The organism is Flavobacterium terrisoli, assembly GCF_030167905.1.
GTDB classification, from domain to species: domain Bacteria; phylum Bacteroidota; class Bacteroidia; order Flavobacteriales; family Flavobacteriaceae; genus Flavobacterium; species Flavobacterium terrisoli.
In genome coordinates, this window is record NZ_JARGNA010000001.1 from 13,245 (window position 1) to 37,115 (window position 23,871).

The 23,871-nt window shown below is 40.1% G+C and carries 16 protein-coding genes and 1 tRNA gene; 13 read left to right on the forward strand and 4 right to left on the reverse strand.

Translation table 11 applies throughout. The features are described 5' to 3' along the window. The first annotated feature begins 114 nt into the window (after positions 1-114). The 5 genes from serS (at position 115) to mgtE (ending at position 5,865) form a co-directional block, all read left to right on the forward strand. On the forward strand, positions 115-1,386 hold the full coding sequence (gene serS, locus P1K33_RS00070) for a serine--tRNA ligase (RefSeq protein WP_284650761.1): 1,272 nt from the start codon (positions 115-117) through the stop codon (positions 1,384-1,386). Between the two features lie 81 nt (positions 1,387-1,467). Then, on the forward strand, positions 1,468-3,246 hold the full coding sequence (locus P1K33_RS00075; protein ID WP_284650763.1) for a tetratricopeptide repeat protein: 1,779 nt from the start codon (positions 1,468-1,470) through the stop codon (positions 3,244-3,246). Positions 3,247-3,430: 184 nt separating this feature from the next. Continuing rightward, a complete protein-coding gene (locus P1K33_RS00080) occupies positions 3,431-3,742 on the forward strand; it encodes a DUF4286 family protein (protein WP_284650765.1) in 312 nt (103 codons plus the stop codon). Position 3,743: 1 nt separating this feature from the next. After that, positions 3,744-4,523: a 16S rRNA (adenine(1518)-N(6)/adenine(1519)-N(6))-dimethyltransferase RsmA gene (gene rsmA, locus P1K33_RS00085; protein ID WP_284650767.1), complete on the forward strand. Its 780-nt coding sequence runs from the start codon at positions 3,744-3,746 to the stop codon at positions 4,521-4,523. Then, positions 4,513-5,865 carry a magnesium transporter gene (gene mgtE, locus P1K33_RS00090; RefSeq protein WP_284650769.1) on the forward strand — a complete coding sequence of 451 codons (1,353 nt, stop codon included), beginning with the start codon at positions 4,513-4,515 and terminating at the stop codon, positions 5,863-5,865. The genes rsmA and mgtE overlap by 11 nt, the downstream gene beginning before the upstream one ends. A 33-nt stretch (positions 5,866-5,898) precedes the next feature. On the opposite strand, the gene P1K33_RS00095 is transcribed toward mgtE, so the two are convergent. Then, a tRNA-Leu gene (locus tag P1K33_RS00095) sits at positions 5,899-5,978 on the reverse strand. A 355-nt stretch (positions 5,979-6,333) separates the two neighbouring features. Here P1K33_RS00095 and P1K33_RS00100 point away from each other — a divergent pair. From P1K33_RS00100 to pth, 3 genes are all read left to right on the forward strand, one after another. Further along, positions 6,334-7,275, forward strand: coding sequence for a ribose-phosphate pyrophosphokinase (locus P1K33_RS00100; protein WP_284650771.1), 942 nt, complete (start codon positions 6,334-6,336; stop codon positions 7,273-7,275). 185 nt (positions 7,276-7,460) lie between these two features. Further along, on the forward strand, positions 7,461-8,069 hold the full coding sequence (locus tag P1K33_RS00105) for a 50S ribosomal protein L25/general stress protein Ctc (RefSeq protein WP_284650773.1): 609 nt from the start codon (positions 7,461-7,463) through the stop codon (positions 8,067-8,069). 284 nt (positions 8,070-8,353) lie between these two features. Beyond that, positions 8,354-8,920: an aminoacyl-tRNA hydrolase gene (pth, locus tag P1K33_RS00110; RefSeq protein WP_284650775.1), complete on the forward strand. Its 567-nt coding sequence runs from the start codon at positions 8,354-8,356 to the stop codon at positions 8,918-8,920. Positions 8,921-8,970: 50 nt separating this feature from the next. Here pth and P1K33_RS00115 read toward each other — a convergent pair whose 3' ends face one another. Together P1K33_RS00115 and P1K33_RS00120 are read right to left on the reverse strand one after the other, a co-directional pair. Continuing rightward, positions 8,971-10,242: a zinc-dependent metalloprotease gene (locus P1K33_RS00115; protein WP_284650777.1), complete on the reverse strand. Its 1,272-nt coding sequence runs from the start codon at positions 10,240-10,242 to the stop codon at positions 8,971-8,973. Between the two features lie 119 nt (positions 10,243-10,361). After that, complete coding sequence (locus P1K33_RS00120; protein WP_284650779.1) at positions 10,362-13,073, reverse strand: zinc-dependent metalloprotease; 2,712 nt, start codon at positions 13,071-13,073, stop codon at positions 10,362-10,364. 259 nt (positions 13,074-13,332) lie between these two features. Here P1K33_RS00120 and P1K33_RS00125 point away from each other — a divergent pair, with 259 nt between their 5' ends. The 4 genes from P1K33_RS00125 (at position 13,333) to P1K33_RS00140 (ending at position 16,947) form a co-directional block, all read left to right on the forward strand. Then, the gene (locus tag P1K33_RS00125) at positions 13,333-14,262 is read left to right on the forward strand and encodes a bifunctional riboflavin kinase/FAD synthetase (RefSeq protein WP_284651190.1); all 930 of its coding nucleotides are present in this window, start codon (positions 13,333-13,335) and stop codon (positions 14,260-14,262) included. A gap of 114 nt (positions 14,263-14,376) precedes the next feature. Beyond that, positions 14,377-14,817 carry a hypothetical protein gene (locus P1K33_RS00130; protein WP_284650781.1) on the forward strand — a complete coding sequence of 147 codons (441 nt, stop codon included), beginning with the start codon at positions 14,377-14,379 and terminating at the stop codon, positions 14,815-14,817. A 78-nt stretch (positions 14,818-14,895) separates the two neighbouring features. Beyond that, a complete protein-coding gene (gene bioB, locus P1K33_RS00135; protein WP_284650783.1) occupies positions 14,896-15,981 on the forward strand; it encodes a biotin synthase BioB in 1,086 nt (361 codons plus the stop codon). A 105-nt stretch (positions 15,982-16,086) separates the two neighbouring features. Further along, positions 16,087-16,947, forward strand: a complete 861-nt coding sequence (locus P1K33_RS00140; RefSeq protein WP_284650785.1) for a cupin-like domain-containing protein — start codon at positions 16,087-16,089, stop codon at positions 16,945-16,947. Between the two features lie 28 nt (positions 16,948-16,975). On the opposite strand, the gene P1K33_RS00145 is transcribed toward P1K33_RS00140, so the two are convergent. Continuing rightward, positions 16,976-22,924: a RemA C-terminal-like gliding motility protein gene (locus P1K33_RS00145; RefSeq protein WP_284650787.1), complete on the reverse strand. Its 5,949-nt coding sequence runs from the start codon at positions 22,922-22,924 to the stop codon at positions 16,976-16,978. A 465-nt stretch (positions 22,925-23,389) separates the two neighbouring features. Between P1K33_RS00145 and P1K33_RS00150 the strand changes: the two genes are divergently transcribed. After that, a complete protein-coding gene (locus P1K33_RS00150; protein WP_284650788.1) occupies positions 23,390-23,857 on the forward strand; it encodes a regulatory protein RecX in 468 nt (155 codons plus the stop codon). Positions 23,858-23,871: the final 14 nt, after the last annotated feature.

Consider the following 23,871-nt stretch of genomic DNA (forward strand, 5'->3'; position numbering starts at 1 on the left):
TAAATTACCGAGCATCATTTTGATTCTGATTCTTTTACAAAAAGGAAGTTTTTCAGCATCCGAAAGGTTTTATCAAACATTTCATTAAATTTGCGTGCTTATAAAGAAAATGACATGTTACAAATCAGTTACATCAGAGAGAACAAAGAAAAAGTGATTACCGCTTTGGCCAAAAAGCACATGGATGCTAAAGCCATCGTTGAGGAAGTAATCCAATTAGACGAAAACAGAAGAAGCACTCAGGTTGCTCTTGACAATACTTTAGCCGAAGCCAATAAATTATCGGCCGCTATTGGCGAAATGATGAAATCCGGTGAAAAAGCAAAAGCCGAAATCCTAAAACAAAAAACAAGTCAACTCAAAGAAACCAGCAAGGAATTGTCTGAGAAATTAGAAGCCTTTGCTACTGAATTGACACAAAAAATGTATTTGTTACCAAACCTTCCAGCCGATATCGTTCCGGAAGGAAAAACACCTGAGGAAAACCTCAACGTTTTCCAGGAAGGCGATATTCCGGTATTGCACGAAGGTGCGCAGCCACACTGGGAATTGGTTAAAAAATATGACATCATCGATTTCGAATTGGGTGTGAAAATCACCGGTGCCGGATTTCCGGTTTACAAGGGAAAAGGAGCTAAATTACAACGTGCTTTGATTTCCTATTTTTTAGATAAAAATACAGCCGCAGGCTACGAGGAAGTTCAGGTGCCCCATTTGGTAAACGAAGCTTCAGGTTATGGAACCGGACAATTGCCTGACAAAGAAGGGCAAATGTACCACGTAGGCATTGACGATTTATACCTAATCCCAACGGCCGAAGTTCCGGTAACCAATTTATTCCGCGATGTGATTTTACAGGAAAACGAATTGCCTGTTTTATGTACGGGTTACACACCGTGTTTCCGTCGTGAAGCAGGTTCTTATGGCGCACACGTTCGTGGTTTGAACCGTTTGCACCAATTTGACAAAGTAGAAATCGTTCGCATCGAACATCCGGATAAGTCATATGAAGCACTTGACGGCATGGTGGAACACGTGAAAAACATCCTAAAAGAATTGAAATTGCCTTACAGGGTATTGCGCCTTTGTGGTGGTGATATGGGGTTTGCTTCGGCATTGACCTATGACTTTGAAGTGTTTTCAACCGCTCAGGACCGATGGTTGGAAATCTCTTCGGTGTCTAACTTTGAGACATTCCAGGCCAATCGTTTGAAATTGCGTTTCAAAGGAAAAGACGGAAAAACCCAATTGGCGCACACTTTGAACGGAAGTTCATTGGCTTTGCCAAGAGTTTTAGCCGGAATCATCGAAAATTACCAAACACCGGAAGGTATCGTAATCCCAGAAGTATTGCGCCCTTACACCGGTTTTGACATCATTAACTAAATAAGTTAATCTTTAGCAAACGATGTACTAATTTGGCACAAAAAGTGTTACTTTAGTACATTGTTCGTTTTAATGTTAGACATGAAAAAATTACTCTCTATCCTGTTCATATTCGTTTCGCTTTGGGCCAATGCCCAGAACGAGCAGTTGGCCAATAATTATTTCGACCGTGGCGAATTTGAAAAAGCCTTAGTGAGTTATGAAGAATTGCTCAAAGCACAGGCCGGAAATTCCAATTATTTCCAGAGAGTGGTTGAATGTTACCAGCAGTTGCAACAGTTTGACAAAGCCGAAAAAGCCATCCAGGAAAGACTCGACAAATACAGACAGAGCAACCTGTTGATCGAATTGGGTTTCAATTACCAATTGCAGAAAAACCAGGATAAAGCCGAGAAATATTATGAGCAGGCCATAGACAAAATCAAAAAGAACGCCAACGAAGCTTATGGCATTGCTTATACTTTTGAAAAAAAAGCATTGTTTGACAAAGCGCTTTTGGCCTATAAAACCGCTATTGAAACCGATTCCAGATTGAGTTTTAACTTCCAGATGGCGATGCTTTACGGTCAGAAAGGCGAAACCGATCTGATGATTGAAACCTACTTACTTGAAGCCAGTCAAAACCCGCAAAACCTTCCGATTATCCAAAATCAACTGTCCCGATTCATGACCGAAGACAGCGATGTGGCTTTTAATGATGCACTGAAAAAGGCATTGCTTGTCAGAGCCCAGAAAACACAGGACGTCTTTTGGAATGATTTTCTGAGTTGGTATTTTGTACAGCTTAAAGAATATGGTAAAGCCTTTGTCCAACAAAAAGCCATCTATAAAAGAAACCCGGAATCTTTTGGGAATATTGTCAATTTGGGTGAAATGGCCATAGCCGATAACGATCAGGAATCTGCCAAAGAGATTTTGACTTTTGTCTTAGACAATACTAACGATTTAGAGCTGTTGATTCAGGCAAATTCCTATTTGATGGAAATGAAAATCAATCATGCCACCGACAAGGATTATGCGGCCATCACCGAAGAATTAGACAAACTCATTAAGGAATTTGGCGTAAGCCCCTATACTTTATCACTGCTCGAATTGGAAGCCAAGTTTACCGCATTTAACCTCAACAATCCAGAGAAAGCCAAAGTGATTTTGAAAAACGCGATGGAAATGCCTATCAATCGTTACCAGACCGCCGAACTCAAAATGCAGTTGGCCGATATCCTTTTGCTCGAAGAAAAATTCAATCAGGCTTTGATTTATTATTCACAGGTGAGTGAAGACATGGCCGGTGATGTGGTTGGTCAGGAAGCCAATCTGAAAACCGCCAAAACCAGTTATTTCAAGACTGATTTCGAATGGGCAACACACCAGTTAAAAGTATTGAAATCGGCCTCATCCCAATTGATTGCCAATGATGCTTTGGATTTATTCCTGATGATTAGCGATAACACCGTTGAAGATTCAACCCAGGTCGCTTTGAAGAAATTTGCCCGTGCTGATTTTCTTTTGTATCAAAACAAAAAAGCAGAATCTTTAGCGCAATTTGAATTGATTTTAAAAGAGCACAAAGGCGAAGAAATTGAACCGGTAACGCAGTTGCGCATTGGAAAAATTCATGAAAAAAAGGGTGATTTTGTCAAAGCTTTGGAAAGTTATGCCGCTATTATCACCAATCACAAGGAAAGCATTTACATAGACGAAGCGCTTTATTATTCGGCAGAGATTTACAACAGTAACTTAAGTGATCCTGAAAAGGCAAAGCCGCTTTATGAAGAAGTCATCTTCAAGCACGAAGACAGTATTTACTTTGTCGACTCGCGGAACAAATACCGAAAACTGCGCGGCGACACCAATCTTTAGAAATGGGTTATTTAGAAAATAGATGGATTAGGATCATTGTGAGTCTTTTTATAGGAGGAGCAATTTCGGAGCTTATCCACATATCTACAGGTGATCCGAACAGGCCAATGACCACTAACCTTTCTATTTTATACGCCGCAATAGTTTACATAACATTCTCAATTACGATTAAAAAAAACAAGAAATGATACTTTATAACGTTACGATAAACATACACGAAAGCGTTCACGACCAATGGATGAAATGGATGCAGGAAAAACACATTAAAGAAGTTTTGGCTACCGGAAAATTTTCATCGGCACGAATGGTCAGAGTTTTGGTCGAGGAAGAAATGGGCGGCACAACCTACTCCATTCAATACACCACAGACTCCAAAGAAACATTACAAAAGTATTACGACGAAGATGCGCCAAGGCTTCGCGAAGAAGGACATCGGCTTTTTGGTGACAAAATGTTGGCGTTTAGAACAGAATTGGAATTGATAAGCGATCATTAAGATGGACAAAGTAAAAGCCAAAAAACACCTCGGTCAGCATTTCTTAACCGATGAAAGCATTGCCAAAGACATCGCCGACACGCTGAATCTTGAAGGCTACCACAACGTATTGGAAATTGGACCGGGTATGGGTGTGTTGACCAAATATCTTTTGGAACGACCAGCCACGACTTATGTTATTGAAATTGATACCGAATCTGTGGAATATTTGAATGCGCATTACCCAAAGCTGCACGGAAAAATCATCTCTAAAGATTTCCTGAAATACAATATCAACGAGGTTTTTGAAGGCAAACCTTTTGCCATTACCGGAAACTTCCCTTATAACATTTCGTCCCAGATTGTTTTCAAGTGTTTGGAATTGCGCGAGCAGGTTCCGGAATTTTCGGGGATGTTCCAAAAGGAAGTAGCCGAAAGAATCTGTTCTAAAAAAGGAAGCAAGGTTTATGGCATTCTTTCTGTTTTAGTCCAGGCTTTCTATGATGCTGAGTATTTGTTTACCGTTCACGAACATGTTTTCAATCCGCCGCCAAAAGTGAAATCAGGAGTTTTACGCTTGCGCAGAAAGGCTGATTTCCATTTGCCCTGCAACGAAAAGTTGTTTTTCAGCGTGGTCAAAACCGGATTCCAACAGCGCAGAAAAACACTCAGAAACAGTCTAAAATCTTTTAACCTTTCGGATAATTTAAAAGAAGATACTATCTTTGACCTCCGTCCCGAACAATTGACTGTTGAACAGTTCATAGAACTCACTCAAAAAATAGAAGCCAATGCAGTTTAAAATCAGCAAAGAACTCTTAACGCAAATTGAGCAACTCATCCACGACAAAAACGACCAGGAGTTGGAAGTATTGTTGAATGACATGCACCATGCCGATATTGCGGAGATTTTTGAGGAACTGGAAACTGCCGAAGCCACTTATATCTTTAAAATCCTTGACAGTGAAATCACCGCCGAAATCCTTCCCGAACTGGAAGATGATTTGCGTGAAAAAATCCTTCAGGGTCTTTCTGCCAAAGAGATTGCAGAAGAATTAGATGAATTAGACACCGATGACGCTGCGGATATCATCGCCGAACTTTCGCAAAGCAAAAAAGAAGAGGTAATCTCGGAGCTGGAAGACATTGAACACGCCAAAGACATTGTTGATTTGTTGCGTTATGATGAAGACACTGCCGGAGGTTTGATGGGAAAAGAGTTGGTGAAAGTCAATGAGAACTGGAACGTACTGACTTGTGTAAAAGAAATGCGAATCCAGGCGGAACACGTGACCCGTGTGCATTCGATTTATGTAGTCGATGATGAAAACCGATTAAAAGGAAGATTATCACTCAAAGATTTATTGACGACTTCTACCAAAACGCCAATCAGCGAAGTATATATCAAAAAAGTAGATTCCGTTAGAGTTGACACTGCCAATACCGAAGTCGCCCGCATCATGCAGAAATATGACCTGGAAGCCATTCCGGTGGTAGATGAAATGGGCAGATTGATGGGTAGGATTACCATTGATGATATCGTAGACGTGATCAAAGAAGAAGCCGACAAAGATTACCAGTTGGCTGCGGGTATCTCACAAGACGTTGAGGCCGATGACAGCATTTTGGACTTGACCCGTGCGCGTTTGCCATGGTTAGTCCTGGCACTTTGTGGTGGTTTTATCAGCGTTAGGGTTTTGGGATTGTTTGAAGGCGCGATGACCAATCATGGAAATTTGTTCTTCTTCACACCGCTTATTGCTGCGATGGCCGGAAATGTCGGCGTACAATCTTCAGCGATTATTGTACAAGGTTTGGCCAATCAATCCATCAGCGGTTCGCTTTGGAATCGTTTGATAAAAGAAGTGTCTTTGAGTTTGCTCAACGGAATCATATTGGCCGCCATCTTGTTTGTCGGAAGCCATTTCCTTTTGAACGTCCAATTGATTATTGGGGAAATTGTGACTATTGCCTTGATTTCGGTAATTATCATTGCCTCGCTTATCGGAACTTTTGTCCCATTATTACTTCACCGATTTAAAATTGATCCTGCTTTGGCTACCGGACCATTCATTACTACGAGTAATGATATCTGCGGGATTTTGATTTATTTCTCGATTGCCAAATTGATTTTAGGGTTTTAAAAACAAAAAACCTCCCATTGCTGAGAGGTTTTGTACCCGGAGTGGGAATCGAACCCACACTCCTAAGAACACGAGTTTGAGTCGTGCGCGTCTACCAATTCCGCCATCCGGGCATTTCCTTTTGGATTTTGCTATTTAATTTTTTGAAAAAATTAATTAAATAAGTCGCCATCCGGGCAGATTTCGATGTAGATTTTAAAACCAATTTCTAAAAAGAAAAGTGTTTTAATGACATCGAACAACAAGATATCCTTGTTTTGTGGGTGCAAATGTAAATAAATTTTCTTCAAACAATCAAAAAAATAGTTAAAAATATCCTTCAGAGTCGGATTTAATTTCTAAATTTGCACCTCGGTAAAACGAACAACTACTAAGTAACTACACCCGAGGCAATTAATACATGAAAACTAAGACCAAAGTCAAAGCCGAATTGTATGGAGCGCAGCGGAATAAAAACAACTAATTATAATGTCGCATTTAGAACCCGAAGCAAAGATATTTGCCTGTTCACAAAGCGTCCATCTGGCCGAACAAATAGCTACTAACTATGGGATTCCGCTGGGGAAAGTTACGTTCTCAAAATATAGTGATGGCGAGTTTCAACCTTCTTTTGAAGAATCAATAAGAGGATTACGCGTTTTTATTGTCTGCTCTACATTTCCGAGCGCCGACAATTTAATGGAGCTTTTGTTAATGATTGATGCAGCGAAAAGAGCATCAGCCAGACACATTACTCCGGTGATTCCTTACTTTGGTTGGGCAAGACAAGACAGAAAAGACAAGCCAAGAGTTCCGATTGGAGCCAAATTAGTTGCCAAATTATTGGAAACTGCCGGCGCCACTCGAATCATGACGATGGATTTACATGCAGATCAGATTCAAGGTTTTTTTGAAAAACCGGTGGATCACTTGTTTGCCTCGACTATCTTTTTGCCGTATGTAAAAAGCCTGCAGTTAGACAATTTAACGATTGCTTCTCCTGATATGGGCGGTTCAAAAAGAGCGTATGCTTATTCTAAGTTTTTAGAATCAGACGTAGTCATTTGTTACAAACAAAGAAAAGCGGCCAATGTAATTGATACAATGGAATTGATTGGTGAAGTAAAAGGCAGAAATGTGATTTTGGTAGACGATATGATCGACACCGGAGGCACATTAGCCAAAGCGGCCGATTTGATGATGGAAAAAGGCGCGATAAGCGTAAGAGCAATTTGTACGCATGCTATCCTTTCGGGAGAAGCGTATGAGAAAATAGAGAACTCTAAATTACTGGAATTGATCGTAACCGATTCTATTCCGTTAAAGAAAGCGTCAAACAAAATAAAAGTGGTGAGTTGTGCGCCGCTGTTTGCAGAAGTAATGCACATGGTGCAACACAACAATTCCATCAGTGGAAAGTTTTTAATGTAGCCGTCAGCTTTTAGCTATAAGCCGTTAGAATTAAATTAAAACTGATGATTGCGTAAGGGATTGCAGCAAGTATCATGTACTGCGGAAAGCCCGACCTGAAAGGGAACGCCCAAATAAATAAGCTAAAGGCTAATTGCTGACAGCTCAAAAAAGTATTTTTTATTTATTAACTATATATTTTTACAATGAAATCGATTACGATTAAAGGACAAGAAAGAGAAAGCGTAGGCAAAAAAGCTACTAAAGCCTTACGTGATGCTGGAATGGTCCCTTGCGTTATTTACGGAGGAACTACACCACAGCATTTTGCAGCAGAAGAAAAAGCATTCAAAAACTTGGTTTACACTCCAAACGCACACACCGTTGTAGTTGATTTGGCTGGAAAAACAACCAATGTTATTCTTCAGGACATTCAGTTTCACCCGGTGTCTGACAAAATTTTACACATTGACTTCTTTCAATTAAATGAAAGCAAAGAAATCATGATGGAAGTTCCTGTTAAAATTACAGGTACCTCTCCAGGTGTATTGTTAGGTGGTGATTTACGTTTAAACTTAAGAAGATTAAAAGTGAAAGCTTTACCAAAAAATCTTCCTGATTATGTTGAAGCTAACATCTCTGAATTGCAAATGGGTAACAAATTATATGTGACCAAATTGGAAGCTAAAAACTTCAAATTGATGCACCCGGACAATACTGTGGTAGCTCAAGTGAAGATTTCACGTGCAGCTATGAAAGCAGCTCAAGAGGCAGCAAAAGCAGCAAAAGCTCCGGCAAAAGGAAAGAAAAAATAATTTTCAATTCTTTACATACAAAAGCATCGGTTCACGCCGGTGCTTTTTTGTTTTAATCAGGAGCGAAAGGCTTGGGCATTCTTGGTTTCCATATTCCCGCTTTTCGCGCTACGCGGTAGCCACTTCAATCGGGGCTAAATGATAAGCAAAAGGCACTTTATAAACTTTTGGAAACAAATTTTCAAATTAACTCATTTTCAAATTTTCAAATTAGCTACTTTTGCCTCATGAAATGGTTAACACAACTCTTTAGCAAAACTCCTAAAGTTGATAACATTGATTCTATGAAAAAATTCCTCATCGTCGGACTAGGAAATATTGGTGCCGAATATGTAAATACACGACACAATATCGGGTTCAAAGTATTGGATTATATCGCCCAAAAAGAAAGCCTGACCTTTGAAACGGCCAAGCTTGGCGCCATAACCGAATACAGCATCAAAGGAAGAAAACTGATCCTTTTGAAACCAAACACTTATATGAATCTGAGCGGTAAAGCCGTTCAGTATTGGATGGAAAAGGAAAACATTGCCAAAGAAAATGTTTTGGTCATTACCGATGATTTGAATTTGCCTTTTGGTACCATCAGAATCAAAGCCAAAGGAAGCGATGGCGGGCACAACGGTTTGAAAAACATCCAGCTGATTTTAAACACTACCGAATATCCGCGTTTTCGTTTTGGCATCAGTGACGAGTTTAAAAAAGGCCAACAGGTTGATTATGTTTTGGGCGAATGGCACGAAGCGGAAAAAGTAAAACTGATGGAGCGCTTTGTGATTGCCAAAGAAATTGTGGAATCTTTTGCCTTGGCCGGTTTAGCCAATACCATGAACAGCTTTAACGGAAAATAAAAAAGCCTCACGATTGTAAGGCTTTTTTATTGATTCAAAGAACAATGAAATTACTCGATAACTAATTTTTTAGTCACTATCATTCCGTTGTCGCTTTTGATATTGATAAAATAGATTCCGCTCGTTGTTTCCTCTAAACTGATGGTTTGAACCAAAGCAGAAGCCAATTCAAAATTATTGTCATAAACCACTTTACCGGTAACATCAAATACTTCTACCGAATAACTATTGGTCAATGCCGCAAACTCGATAGTAAAGCTACCTTTGTTTGGATTTGGATAAATTTTGAAAGTATTAGCAAAAACTTCATTATTAGCCAAAGCTGTGGTGCTAAATTGACTTGAAATAGAATTGTAATAAGCTCTCATTCTGTTTTCCTGACCTAAAGTAAACATATACATACATGGGTCATCTACATAATCCATATAGTTCATGGTAAGCGCAACTTCACTCACGTTACAACCCGCAACTTCACCTGCAGCCGGACAGCCATATGACTCTTCAAATACTTCCGGAGTATCACAAACACGGTCTCCCGTAGTAGCACAGTTAGGATTGGTTCCACAGGTGCCTGCATTAAAAGTATGTCGTAAGTTAAAGAAATGGCCTAACTCATGCGTAAGTGTTCTTCCTAAGTTAAACGGAGCAGTTGGGTTATAACCGGTACAACCACTTCCGGAACCAAAACAAAATCTATTGATAACAACCGTGTGACCGGCACTTGGAGAACCTCCAAGGGGTGAATACCCTAAAATGGAGTTCCCTTCATCTCTGACAACCAAATTCATATAACCTGCCCAGGTAGCATCTGAATCAGCACCTGATAAAAAGTCGGTTCCAAAAGTTACCGCTACTGTTCCGTTTGTTAAACCGGTTCCTGCAGGGTGATTTTGAGTTGCCAGTTCAAACTGAACGCCTAAATTACCAACAGTCACTCCAGGGTAAAAAGGAGCATCATTATTGGTGAAGTTGGAGATGTCAGCATTGGCAGCATTATAATCCGCATTCAAAGTGTTGATTTGTGTTTGCGCCAAATTTCTCAAACAAGTTTTAACTGCAGCTGTAGCTGCGCCTGCTGAAGGAAAGTGAACGGCAACCGGAATTCTAATCACCTGAACATCCTGAGTAGCATTGCTGTTTCTGTTAAGGCTTGTTGCCATTCTTTGAAGTTCAATTTCAAAATTGGCTTGTTGTTGAAGATACTGCTGTCTTGCAGCCGGATCATTCATTACCTGTTGCATGTATGCTTCCATGCCACAAGTTCTCTGTTGGGCAAAACTCACTTGGCATACCAATAACAGAAAAAGTAATTTTAATTTCATTTGATTATAGTTTTTTTTTAAATAGGGCGTAAATTTAATAATTGTAAAGTATTATTCGATAAAAAAAGGAGAAAATTATAAAACTTTCTCCTTCTTATCTTTTGATTCTTAATGTTTTGTTATTCTACGGCAATTCGTTTTACTACTTTTCTGTTGCCATCAGTAACAGTCAATAAATAAATTCCTGCCTGAGCGTCATTCAATTGAATACTTTCGTTAAAGACACCTTGGTTAGCATAACTATTTTCAAATATTTTTCTGCCTCTGATATCATAAACCTCAATCTTAGTTTCATCTGCAATCGGATTATCATACTGAACCGTAAAGTTTCCGTTATTTGGATTTGGATACACGGTCAAATCATTAATGCTGAATTCTTCGCTACCCAATGTGCACCCAAAGTTAATTCCCCATGAAGTAATGCTTCCTGAGTCACCAACATAAAAATCTGTAGCGGTTAATGTCCAGGTTCCATTAGATGGCTTGCCGTTAAAAGCAGACAATCCCTGAACCGGACTGTAAGTTCCTGTTGTTGGGCTGGCACAAACCGGCGCCGGTGAACCATCTGCAAAAGTGATGTCCATTCCTGATCTTTGCGGATTGTTACAAGTTCTGTTCCACAATACAATTTCTGTACCATCAGGGTGTTTTAGTTTCACCACTAAATCTCCAATCCAGGTATGATTAGAAGCGAAAGAGGCTTTCATATTGTTAATCGTAACATTGGTTGCCATATTTAAAGTACGTACTGTTGCAGCACCAGGACTATTTGCCCCAAGGCCGTCAGCAATGGCTGTTCCGGGAGATTCTGATGCGCCGACACAGTCGTATCCTAAAGTAATGTTTTTTGAAACCGCATAAAATATATTTCCAACTGCCTCAACCAGAATTCTGCAATTCAATGTTGCAGTACTTGGCATAGTTATCGTTTCAGAACCGTCATTTGGTGTATTCGCCACTAATGTTGTGAAATTAGCACCACCGTCTGTTGAAATTAAGATATTGACATTGGCAGTATTGATTCCGTTTGCCGTTGTTCCTGCCACACTCCAGGTTAACGTTTGTGAAGAACCTAATCCCCATGAAACGCTGGTACTTGGATTGGTAATGGCAAAAGCAGCTCCGGTATTAACCACAGTAACTGTTTTTCCACCAGTATTGGTTTGACCACCACCGAGTACGTTATCTCTAACCGTCATTACAAAATTTAATGATCTTGCCACTGTAGAAACGGTTTCCCAAGTCGTGGTTAAATTACCGTTCAATACGTCTGAAAATTGCGGCATATATCTAACCGGGCTAAGACTCGGAAGAAAAGACCTGAAGTTAGGACCGTCTGTTTTAGTTGGCGAAGGTAAACAATCAACCGGACCAACTACAGTAGCATCATTATTTTGCTCCCAGCAATAAGTCAATACTTCCCCTGCTGTTCCTGTTCCTGAACCGGTCAATTTGAAAGCTGTACCAATAGGAATACTGAAATTTCCACTCGCCAATACTGTTGGTCTTGGATTGGTTGTTACTAAACTCGTGCTTACCGGACAAGTTTTAGTCCCTAAATTCACTTGGATTTGGTTAATGCTTCTATAGGTAAAATAGTCATCTGAATTGGGCTGAACATTTAAATTGGCAGGTGAAGCAACACCCGCATAAGCCATAATGGTGGAACCACTACCCGGCTCAACATTTACTGTGTTGTTTTCAGCTGTCCAGGTAAAAGTATGATTGGCTCCCATTTGGTGACCCATTTCATGCGCTACATAATCGATGTCAAAAGTATCTCCCTCAGGAGCATTATTACTTGGAGAAGTATATGCGCTTCCTTTATTTTTATCTAAAGTATTTGCGGCATCATCATCAACACAAACACAACCGATACAACCTGCATTTCCGCCACCGCCTGAAGCACCAAACAAATGTCCGATGTCATAGGCCCCGTTCCCGATTCCTACTGTATTGGTTAAGGTGTTTTGCAATTGGATGTTCCATCCATTAGCATTGTTAGTATTTGCAGGATTCGTTCCAACACTAGCGGCTGAATAGGGATCAGTTGTAGCATTGGTGAAAATCACCAAATCATTATTGGCAATAATCAATAATTTCACGGCCAAATCTCTTTCGAATACCCCGTTACAACGTGTCATCGTGGCATTCATCCCTGCTAAAGCGCCCGCCACTGTTCCTCCAAAATAGGTCGTGTATTCCGCAGTACAAGACAAAGCCAAACGCATGGTTCTGTATACTTGATCATTAGACAAAGTCACATTGCCGTTTCTTTGTAAATCCTGGGTTAATGCCACATCTTGCGTAGAACAATTCAAAGGCAGTTCCCCTGCAATTCTGGTCTTGGAATCAAAAACCACATAAACCGATCTGTCCTTAGTATAGGCTTCAATAAACTCCGAACCAACACCAGCTCTTAAAACCATAGTTTGAATTCCTAACGGAGACAAACTAAAATTCAACGTCGCCGATGGATCGGTAATCCCTTTTCCAACGTACGCTCTGATTTCAGGATATCTTGCCTGTAATTCAGGTTCAAAGTTGGATGATTCCCAAACCATAAATCTTTCTAATTTCCCTTCCACATTAGGAATAGAAACCTCAACTCCCGCAAGACCTGAAGCTTTGTCGTTAACATTCGCCAGCAATTGTTTGAACTGAACCGAATTGAACTGGAATAATTTCTGATTTTCAGAATAAGAAGTCTCTCTGACTTTTTCTGAAGTGATTGATTTATCATCGCTAAATAGTTTCCAAGGAGAATTTGTTTGCGCAAAAGCCTGGCCTATTGAGAAAACGAAAATAAAAAATAAGTAGTGTTTTTTCATGGTGTTTTTTGATAGTTAAAAAAAATGTAGCCAAAGATAATTTATCTTTCAGCAGATTACAAATCACAGGCCTCTTTTTTGAAAGGTTTCCATTTAATTTTAACATAAAGTTACTTATTCCTGTGTTTTTTAACAAACTATCAGTCAGCGTTTTTTAATAATTTTCATAAAAACCAACACTTGATGCATTAAAGACTGAAAAATTATTGTATTTGATTTCTAAAACTTATTTTTGCAGTATTACATTTTTACTCATTTCTTGAAAATAGTCCATTCCATAAAATCTTTTGTTACCAACAAGCCTACCATTATCACCATTGGTACTTTTGATGGTGTTCATCTTGGGCACAGGAAAATATTGGAACAAATTATTGACACCGCTAAATCACAAGATTGCGAAAGTTTGGTGCTGACCTTTTTCCCTCACCCGAGAATGGTACTTCAGGAAGGAACCGAAATGAAGCAACTCAACACGCTGAATGAAAAAATAGCCTTGCTTGAAAATCTTGGCGTTGATCATTTGGTCGTTCATCCTTTTGACAAAGAATTTTCAAGACTTACCGCCGAAGATTTTGTCAAACAGGTCTTGGTTGATACTTTTAAACTCAAAAAAATAATTATTGGTCACGACCATCGCTTTGGCAGAAACAGAACCGCCGACATTAATGACTTAGTAGAATTCGGGAATGCTTTTGGCTTTGAAGTAGAGCAAATTTCAGCTCAGGAAATCAATGAGGTTTCCATTAGTTCCACCAAAATAAGAACCGCACTCAGTGAAGGCAATATCGAATTAGCCAATGACTATTTGGGTTATGATTATTCATTGACCGGAATGGTCTCCAAAGGAAAACAACTGGGCAGAACCATTGGCTATCCAACGGCCAACATCAATCCTGAAGAAGACTATAAACTCATACCGCAAAACGGCGTTTATATTGCCAAAAGTGTGATTGACGGAAAGACGGTTTATGGCATGATGAACATCGGGAATCGTCCAACAGTTGACGGAACCCATCAAACCATCGAAATTAATTTCTTTGATTTCAACCAGGATCTTTATGATCAAAAAATAACCGTTTCTTTTCTTAAACGAATGCGCAACGAACAAAAATTCGATTCTTTAGACGCACTCAAAAACCAATTGGCATTAGACAAGTCAACTGCACTAAATTTTATCAGCCAGCTATAGCTTCTTTGTTTTTATTGAAACATCATTTAGTTTTCTGTTAAATTGTCGCTATTTCAAAGATAATTTCTTAAATTTGAGAGACAATTTTCGATTACTCACTTAAAACTTATCGCTATGAAACTGCCAAAAGAATTAGTAAACGGGATTATAATCTTCGTCGGAATTGCATTCTATTTTTTTATCATGGAACTTTTTGGGTTAGCAGATATCCTATATCTGAGAGCCTTTAACGCAGCATTTGTGTTTTATGGTGTTACCCGAACCCTTAACTCAAACGTAAAAGAAGGAAAAACGGATTATGTCTTCAACCTTCTTTCTGCCGGAATAACGGCTATTATTGGCGTCTTGCTTAGTGTTGCCGGATTGCTGGCCTACATCTATATCCGAGGTGGTAATGCCTATATCGATAGCCTTTCTGAGGAGTTTTTATTTGGCGGAAAACCAACGGCCAATGAATACTGTATCGGTGTTTTATTTGAAGGCATAGCTTCAGCCATAATCATGACTTTTGTAGCGTTGCAATTTTGGAGAAGTAAATTCGCACCAAACAAATAATTTATCTTTTATCCAACAATCTCTTATTGGTACTTAATAACAAATTGACTACTTTTGGTGCAATCTAAAATAGCACCTATGAGTATTACAAAACACAACTGGACTAAAGACGAAATCATTGCTATATACAACAAACCTTTGATGGATTTGCTTTACGAAGCGGCTTCAATCCACAGAGAGCATCACGATCCAAACGTAGTTCAGGTTTCTACTTTACTTTCTATAAAAACAGGTGGTTGTCCTGAAGATTGTGGCTATTGTCCACAGGCAGCGCGTTATCATACCGATATTGAAGGAAACGATTTAATGACGGTTAGTCAGGTAAAAGCGCAGGCCTTAAGAGCCAAATCCAATGGTTCATCAAGAGTTTGCATGGGTGCTGCCTGGCGTAACGTAAAAGACGGAGAAGAGTTTGATCAGGTTTTGGAAATGGTAAGAACCATCAACAAACTCGATATGGAAGTATGCTGTACTTTGGGAATGTTGACCGAAAACCAAGCCCAAAGATTAGCCGAAGCCGGTTTATATGCTTACAATCACAACTTAGATACTTCTGAAGATTATTATAAGGAAGTCATTTCGACCAGAGGTTTTGAAGACCGTCTGCAGACTATCGAAAATGTTCGCAAAACCAATGTAACCGTTTGTAGCGGTGGCATTATAGGAATGGGAGAAAGCATCGAAGACAGAGCCGGAATGCTGGTAGCACTTTCTACCTTAAACCCACAACCGGAATCAGTGCCAATCAATGCCTTAGTGGCCGTTGAAGGAACTCCGATGGAAAACGAAAAACCGGTAGAAATCTGGGAAATGATCCGTATGGTAGCCACTACACGTATCGTTATGCCTGAAACTCAGGTTCGTTTGTCTGCCGGAAGAACCGAAATGTCACGCGAAGGCCAGGCGATGTGTTTCTTTGCCGGAGCGAATTCTATTTTTGCCGGAGATAAATTATTGACGACGCCAAATCCGGATGTGAACGAAGACATGAAAATGTTTGAAACATTGGGATTGATTCCACAAAAACCATTTATCAAAGTGATGCAGCCAACGACTGTTGAAGCAGAAGATTCACAATTCCAATCCTTGGGTGAAAAACCAAAATGGACACGTCCGGGTCACCAGATTGAGCGTAATTTAGAAGCCTCAACCAAAGGAAAATAAAGTTAACGTTTCTTAAAACATACGGCAGTTTAAGCCTTAATTTATAACTTTGCTCTCAGCATTCTTTGCCGAGAGCTTTTTTTATATATTTTACTGGAACAGTCTATGTCACTAACACTAACAGAAATTGAACGCGTAAAAACTATTTCAAAAGAGGATTTTTACCACCACTATGTAAAGAAACAAAAACCGGTCGTCATTGAGACCCTTACAAGTGACTGGCCCGCTTACGAGAAATGGAACCTGGAATACATGAAACAAGTTGCAGGAGACCAAATCGTTCCGCTTTATGACGACCGGCCGGTCAGCCATAAAGATGGTTTTAATGAAGCCCATGCCCGAATGAAAATGAGTGATTATATTGATTTGCTCAACACCAAACCCACAAACTACCGAATCTTTTTGTACAACCTGATGAAGGAAGTCCCGGTATTGAAAAACGATTTTGTCTGGCCCGATATTGGCCTGAATTTGGTCAAACAATTGCCGATGTTATTTTTTGGCGGAGAAAATTCAAAGGTGTTCATGCACTATGACATTGACTATTCCAACATCCTGCATTTCCATTTTCACGGTCAAAAAAGATGTGTACTCTTTGCCCCCGACCAAACGCCTTATTTATACAAGGTTCCACATGCTTTAATTTCGAGGGAAGATATTGATTTTGACAATCCAGATTTTGCCAAATGGCCGGCTTTGAAAAAAGCTCAGGGTTTGGTAGCCGATTTAAAACACGGTGAAATGCTATACATGCCCGAAGGTTATTGGCACTATATGAAATATGTTACACCCGGATTTTCGATGAGTTTGAGAGCTTTTCCAAAAAGTATAACCAATGTTTCCAAAGCAGTGTATAACATATTCATCATGCGAAACTTTGACAACCTGATGCGAAAATGGAAAGGACAGAAATGGATTGATTATAAAAACAATCAGGCGATTGTAAACACGAATAAATACGTATAAAAAGAGGCTCATTTCTGAGCCTCTTTTTTTAATTTGTTAATACTTTTTTGGTCACTATCGCACCGCTTTCCAATTTAACCTTAACGATTAATGATTGTTGGCTCAGTGATATATTAGTTGCTGTAAAATCATTGCTGTTGATGCCTTTTGATTGGAACAACTGTCTTCCCAATATATCATAAACAATTACCTCATCTATGGTTTCCACATAGGATTTGATACTCACTTCTCCGTGATTCGTTGCAACGATAACGCTATTGCTCAACTCAAAATCAGGATTACCTAATGCTGCATCGGTATAGCGCAATAAAAATCTGTTTTCATATTTCCCGCTTCCGGTGGTAAAAGTATAAGGAGAAGCTTTTAAATCATGGATAATATTCATCTCTAAATCCTGTAGATAAATATTGGTTGACTCTTCATTTAAGATTCCTTCTTTTTGGTCAATGCTGATGCTGAATTCACCCGCAACCGAACTGAAATAACCTATCGGTACTATATCCGATTCATCAAAAGTCGGTCTGGCCTGAATTTTATATTTTTCATTGGCCGCCAATGAATAGAAGCTCAGATAATTATTGGTTTGATTTACTCTGGCGTCATAAGCCCAGTCAAAATCCAAAGTGGTATTGTCAAAATAACCCACCAATAACTGCCCAAACAATCCATCTGCATTTCTCAGGTTCAACCAAATTCTGGTGTTTGTCATCGAAGGTTGGGCTGAAGCCGATCTGAAGAATTGGGTATTGGTATAACCTTTATCTCTCATGGCGTTGTTAAACGTCAAAGTATTATTCCCTTGTGCTTCCACAAAAAATCCTTGTCCTGAAGCAATATAACCTGTAGGGACCGAACTTCCGGTATAACTGGCTCTTGTTCCTCCGGTCATATTATAAACCGCATAATCATCGCTAATGAAATTGTATAAATCTGGTCCCGGATTAGTTATTAAAACATCATCTACGTGTGTCCAGAAATACAAACTACCCGATGTTTTTGCACCATTTGTTGTAATAAAGGTATTAGCAAAAATGGCTGACGGATATGGATTACCAATCAAATTAAAATCATCGGCTGTATTACCGGCATTGCCGCTTTCTACAATTGATGGCGAAATAACACCATTGTTCACTTTACCCGAAAACGTAACCGAAGTAGTTGCTGACGGACTAAAAGTCAAACTGGTTGGCCCCATAATCGCATAACCTTTTCCATTGGTCATTGTTCCGGTATAAGCCTGCCATGCCCAAGGTGCAAAATCGTCAAAACTATCTGCTACGCCAGGATTGGTAACTGTTCCGTAATAATCAACCGTATTCGTATCTGAAAAATTCGCTGTGTTGAATTCAAACGAATAATCGGTTCTCCAGTCCGGGAAAGTAGTTGTAATACTAGCCGCGTCAACCGGCGAAGACCAATAGGTATAATCATACAATTCAAATGGCGCTGTAGTTCTGATTACCTGCGTTGTTCCATTATTGGTTACCACACCGTCATCTTCAATCATGACTAACGAACCGTTGTTTTGTACCGTTAAATTTCCTGTGGCACTTACGGTCAAATCATTTTTAATAGACACATAGTTATTGGCTTTGATGTCTAAGGTAAATCCACCGTTAACGGTTACGCTACAAGCTTCAAAACTACCATTCACCGAAGTATCATAATTACCGTTGATGATTACAGCTTTATCCAGGGTTGGCGCTCCATTTGACCAGGCAGTTCCATTCCATGTTGTTGACTGGCCAGCTGTTATCATCACTGCATTAGAGGCTGCATAACAACTAACCGTATTTTCCCTGATTTGGCAATAATACTGATAGCCAACCAAAGTAGAAATATCTGAAATATCCAATGTGGCTGTAGCGGTTCCGGTATAAATGGCATTATCGCTCAAGGCAGTCCATGTTGCTGTATTAGGCGCAACTGCATACCATTGGTAAACCAATTCCTTAGTATCTCCAACGGCATTATAGCCTTCTGTTCCGGCAACGGTTAATGTCGTTCCTTTACAGGTTGGTGTATATGTTGGATGCGTTGTAACCACCGGTAAATTACCCACTAAGTTGAAATAACCCAAATCAGAACAGTTTTCATCACTGATAAAGGTCCAGTCAGCGGCATTAAAAGTAGTGGTTGGTCCGGTTGCCGTAGTCAATCTTCTGATGGTATAACCTACTTCATTTGGCCCGATGACAACATCAATAGCGGTAGTCGTATTTTTTCTTAATTCGATTCGGTCATTCGCATTAAAACCGGTTCCAATTTGTTCTCCGGATAATGTTAATCCTGTACAAAGTGTAGCCGATGCGTCAGCTGCAACCAGATAAGTACTTCTCGCCGGAATCGTTCCCATCAAATCCAAAACGGTAATTGGCGCACCTGAATCCGTATATCTCGCCAAACGATAATCGAGAGTCGTTAAATTGATCGCCGATAAAGTTGGGTTGTATAATTCTATAATACCACTCGAACCGGCAAATGAATCATAAACTTCCGAAATGATGATATCGGTAAAGGCTGTTGTGGCACCTTCACAATTCATGTTGGCATTAGTGATTACCGTAAATGCATTGGATGCTGTACAACCTTGTGAATTGGTTGTAACCAAACTTCCGGTAGTGGCACCACTCGGGATGGTTATTTTAATTTGCGTGGAAGAAACCTGGGTCACCGGTGTTACCGAAACACTATTCAATGTCACTGTCGCTCCTGTCAAATTGTTGGCCGAAGCCGTAACGGTCACTTCTGTCCCAACCGGTCCTGAAGTTGGTGTGATTGTATTAGCTGTTGCCAAACAAACCCCATTTCCTTCTACTGCAAAAGTATATGGGCTTTCACCTCCGGTAGCATCATCGTGGACTATGGTAATTGTCCCGGTTCTTAGTCCAACATATTGCGGATTAAAAGTAATCGTGAAATCAACATAGTTGGTTCCGCTGAAAGGAATATTGCTATATGGTGCGCTTGACGTCACCGTAAATTCTGATGGATTGGATGATGTAATGCTGGTCACGTTCAACGCCAAAGTTCCAATGTTTTCTATTCGGAAAGATTTGGTTTGGTTAGAACCAAGATTGGTTGCCGCAAATTGTGTATTATCTAAAGAATCGGGCGTAACATCACCTGAAAGAATTGATGGATTGGATCCGATAATCCCTTTGACATTAATCTCAGGTGTTGGAGCTACTGCTATTCCGGTAAAGTTAATCACATACGATGGCTCATCGGCATCATTGCTGGTAATGGTTATCGAACCGGTAAATGTTCCTGCTCCTGATGGTGCAAAACGAATGATAAAGGTTTTGGTTCCCAAGGCAGTAATCGTAGTTCCCGAATAAGCTGTTTGTATTGAATAAGGCGGATTTCCGGTGATGCTTCCCGTCGCTCCTAAAGTCAAGGTATTTTGCCCTGTATTCTGAATGGTAAAAGTAACGTCATTGTTTGTCCCGGTCAACACCGTTCCAAAATCATAAGTACTTCCCGTTAAATAGTTCGTCGAACTTTGCGTTATATTGATTTCCTGATCTCTTCTTCCGCCTGAAAAATGATTTGTTGCGGGTAAAGTAGTTGCGCCGGTAATTGTTAATGTGCTACTTCCTAAATTTGCGCCATTATTCAACCATGCCGTTCCATTCCATTGGTTAGCAAAACTGGAGGTTTCTGTACCGTTAACATCTCCCGCCAAATAAGTTCCGGTGAAAGTATAAGTAGGCGAAGTAAAAGTTCCTGATGTGGTAACCGCCCAATATCTCGAAATAAAATGCGTAGTGGCATCCATATTCGGATGTTTTGCATCGTTTACCGACATCCCTAAATAAGCTGTCGTAAAACTTCCAGCGGTAAAGTTAATTTGGGCAGGACTGTATTCCTGAGTAACAGTCTTGTCCCCAATCGGGTAAACGTATGGCGTTCCTGTTACGGAAATCCTTCTTCTCAACACACCACCAAAGGCGTTGTCCGCAATAATATAATTTGTAGCTCCTGCATTGTTAATGGTGCCTTCGGTAGTCATAGTATAACTCGCCAAATCAACAATCCCTGCTGTTAAGTTCAAACTCACTGCCTGGTTTAAAGTCAAATTCGAACCCATCACACAAGCAATCGATCCCGAAGTTCTGTTTACGGTTAGCGTGGCCAGATTCAAATCGGTTACAAATTTTACAGTTCCGATACTTCCCGTTCCACCATTTAAAGTCATAATAGAACTGGTACTTCCTTTAAAACCTCCTGTACCGCTGATTAAGCTGTCTACTCCGGCAGTTCCTATAATTAACGTATTTCCGTTAAGGTCAATCACGTCACTCGAAGAACCAAAAACAATGGCATTTCCATTGGTCGGTGCCGAAATCGTCACGCTGTTTAATAATTGTACTGTAGTTCCGTTAGCCGTTACCACATAAGGAATTACCAATGGTACCGTAGTAGAAGAAACGGTTTGAATCCCAGGAGAAGCTTTGGTAAACCAAATGGCTCTGTTGTTTCCGTTAAAAGTTCCGGTATTGCTAAAGTTTCCGGCAGTTTTGATATCATCACCAACATTAACCCCTAAAGTCAAAGTTCCGGCATTGGTTACATTTCCGGGAACGGTTAAAGCGCCTACGGTTGAAGTTCCGCTAAAACTCAAAGACGAACCACTGTCAATCGTCAAACTTCCGTTGATGGCTCTTGGTCCGGTTGCAGCATTGTAATAATTGAAAGCGGTATTGTTCGAAATCTGAACATTATTTGGGTAACCCGGTGTAACACCTATGGTTGCGGTATCTGAAGTCCATTCCGTAGAACGGTTATAAGCACCACCAGAGTTGTATTTTAACAAAGACGAAGGACCATAAATAGGCGCATTGGTATTGATATAACCATTGGTATTGATTTGTAAAGTACCGTTAACGGTCAACGCACTGGCGGCTGCACAATTCAACACCTGACTTACGGTCAAGGTTCCTGCTACAGGACCAACAGCTGCATTGATTTGTGCTCCGGTACCCTGAACAGTCACGTTATACGGACCTCCGGTAACAGGCCAAATTTTATTGGTTACCGCATACAATCCCGCACTTTCGTTGAGGGTTAAGGTAGTAGTGGTACCGCTATAGGCCAGGTTGTTAGTTCCCACAACGCTTCCACCGTTGTTGATCTGGATATTTCCGGTAACGTTGGTCGTACCGTTGTTGGTATAAGTATTTGAAATGGTCAATGAACCTCCGCCGGTATTCACGGCCGTTGTGGTTCCTGCATCTCGGGTAACCGCTGTGGTCACTGTTACCGCATGATTGACCACTGCATTCTGTGCACTGGTTGGCACTACGCCACCAATCCAGGTTGCCCCAGTATTCCAATCACCCGCCTGGGCAGTAGTAATGGCAGATAAAGCTGTGGTACCATTTAAAACAACATTGACAATACTTGGTGAAGCCGCCTCGTCAAAACCGCCCGTTCCCCCGGTTGCTGTACCTCCATAACCATAGAGTCTGAAAGTAGTTGCTGTTGTAATATTGGTTAAACCTGAAATTGTAATGGTATTGCCAGTTGTTAAAGACGCGGCCATTCCAGTTACTGCTCCTAAATTCGCTGCATAACCATCAATTGAAGATCTCAAAGCTACGCTCGATGGACCTGTACCAGATCTCTCCCATTGAAAAACAAATGACGTTGGTGTAAAATTATAACCTGCATTAGGTGTTACTGTAAACTGAATATAGTCATTACCAGCTATAGCTTCCGCCAAAGTACTGTTTGTAGAATTACCTGTATTCCACCAATTGCTTCCCCCAAACCTATGTGCGTTTAACGCTGGAGTAACTCCCGCCCCAAAAGACAAACTCGCTGATGAAATATTTGCATCGTTGGCAACACTGGGTTCTGTGGTTTCAGTCCCTCCATTTCCATTAGTATTCCACTGCAACAGCTGTCCATATGAGCTAGAGGAATTCAACAATAAAACAAAAAAGGCAACTTGTAATAATCTAAATTTCATAAATTGATATCAAATAGTTTCATAGTCATCCGTCTCATTTTGTGCTGAAAATTCACATTTTGGCACACAAAAAAAGGTCAAGACATTTTGAGGTAGAAAAAAGGGCTTACAAAACTACATCTAAATTACTAAATAACAAGGTGTTTACCTTAAGAAATCGTTAAGTTATCACCAATTTTTTGAACAATTTAAGGTATTGCTTTCAATTTGAAAGTTTAAGGGCTTGTTGCGAAAGCTAAATCTTACAATCACTACAACATTAGCTTTACATTGCTTACATTTCCTGTGGGTTTTAATCTCCAAAACAAATCGCATTTTGTACTGATTTTCAATTGTTTAAATCTTTTAAAAACAAAACACACATAATTCGCTGACTGTAGTGGTAAAGCACCTTTTCGTTTTTCGCTTTCTGCTTTTTGCCTGTCGTTAAAATTCCTTACTTTTACCCTAATCTGCCAGCAGCCCATGACCGAAAAATTAACCCTTCCCGAAGCCCAACTCAAGTTGGAATATTACTGTTCCTATCAGGAGCGCTGCCATCAGGAAGTGGTGGATAAATTATACCAACTCGGGATGAAAGGTGACGAAATCGACACTATAGTCGTTCATTTACTCCAACATAATTTTCTCAACGAAGAGCGTTTTGCCCGTGCTTTTGCCCGCGGCAAACACCGTATCAAACTCTGGGGCAAAATCAGGATTGTCAACGAATTAAAGCAAAGACATATTTCGGCACCCAATATCAAAGCGGCACTGACTGAAATCTCCGAGGAAACCTATCAGGACACCTTCGACCAACTCGCCGAAAGGCATTGGAACAGCCTGACCGAAAGAAAAGGCCAAAAAAAGAATAAGAAATTCTGCGACTACTTATTGCGCCGAGGTTGGGAAAGTCATTTGGTGTATGAAAAAATGAAAGCGCTGGAAAAATAGTTATGAATTATGAG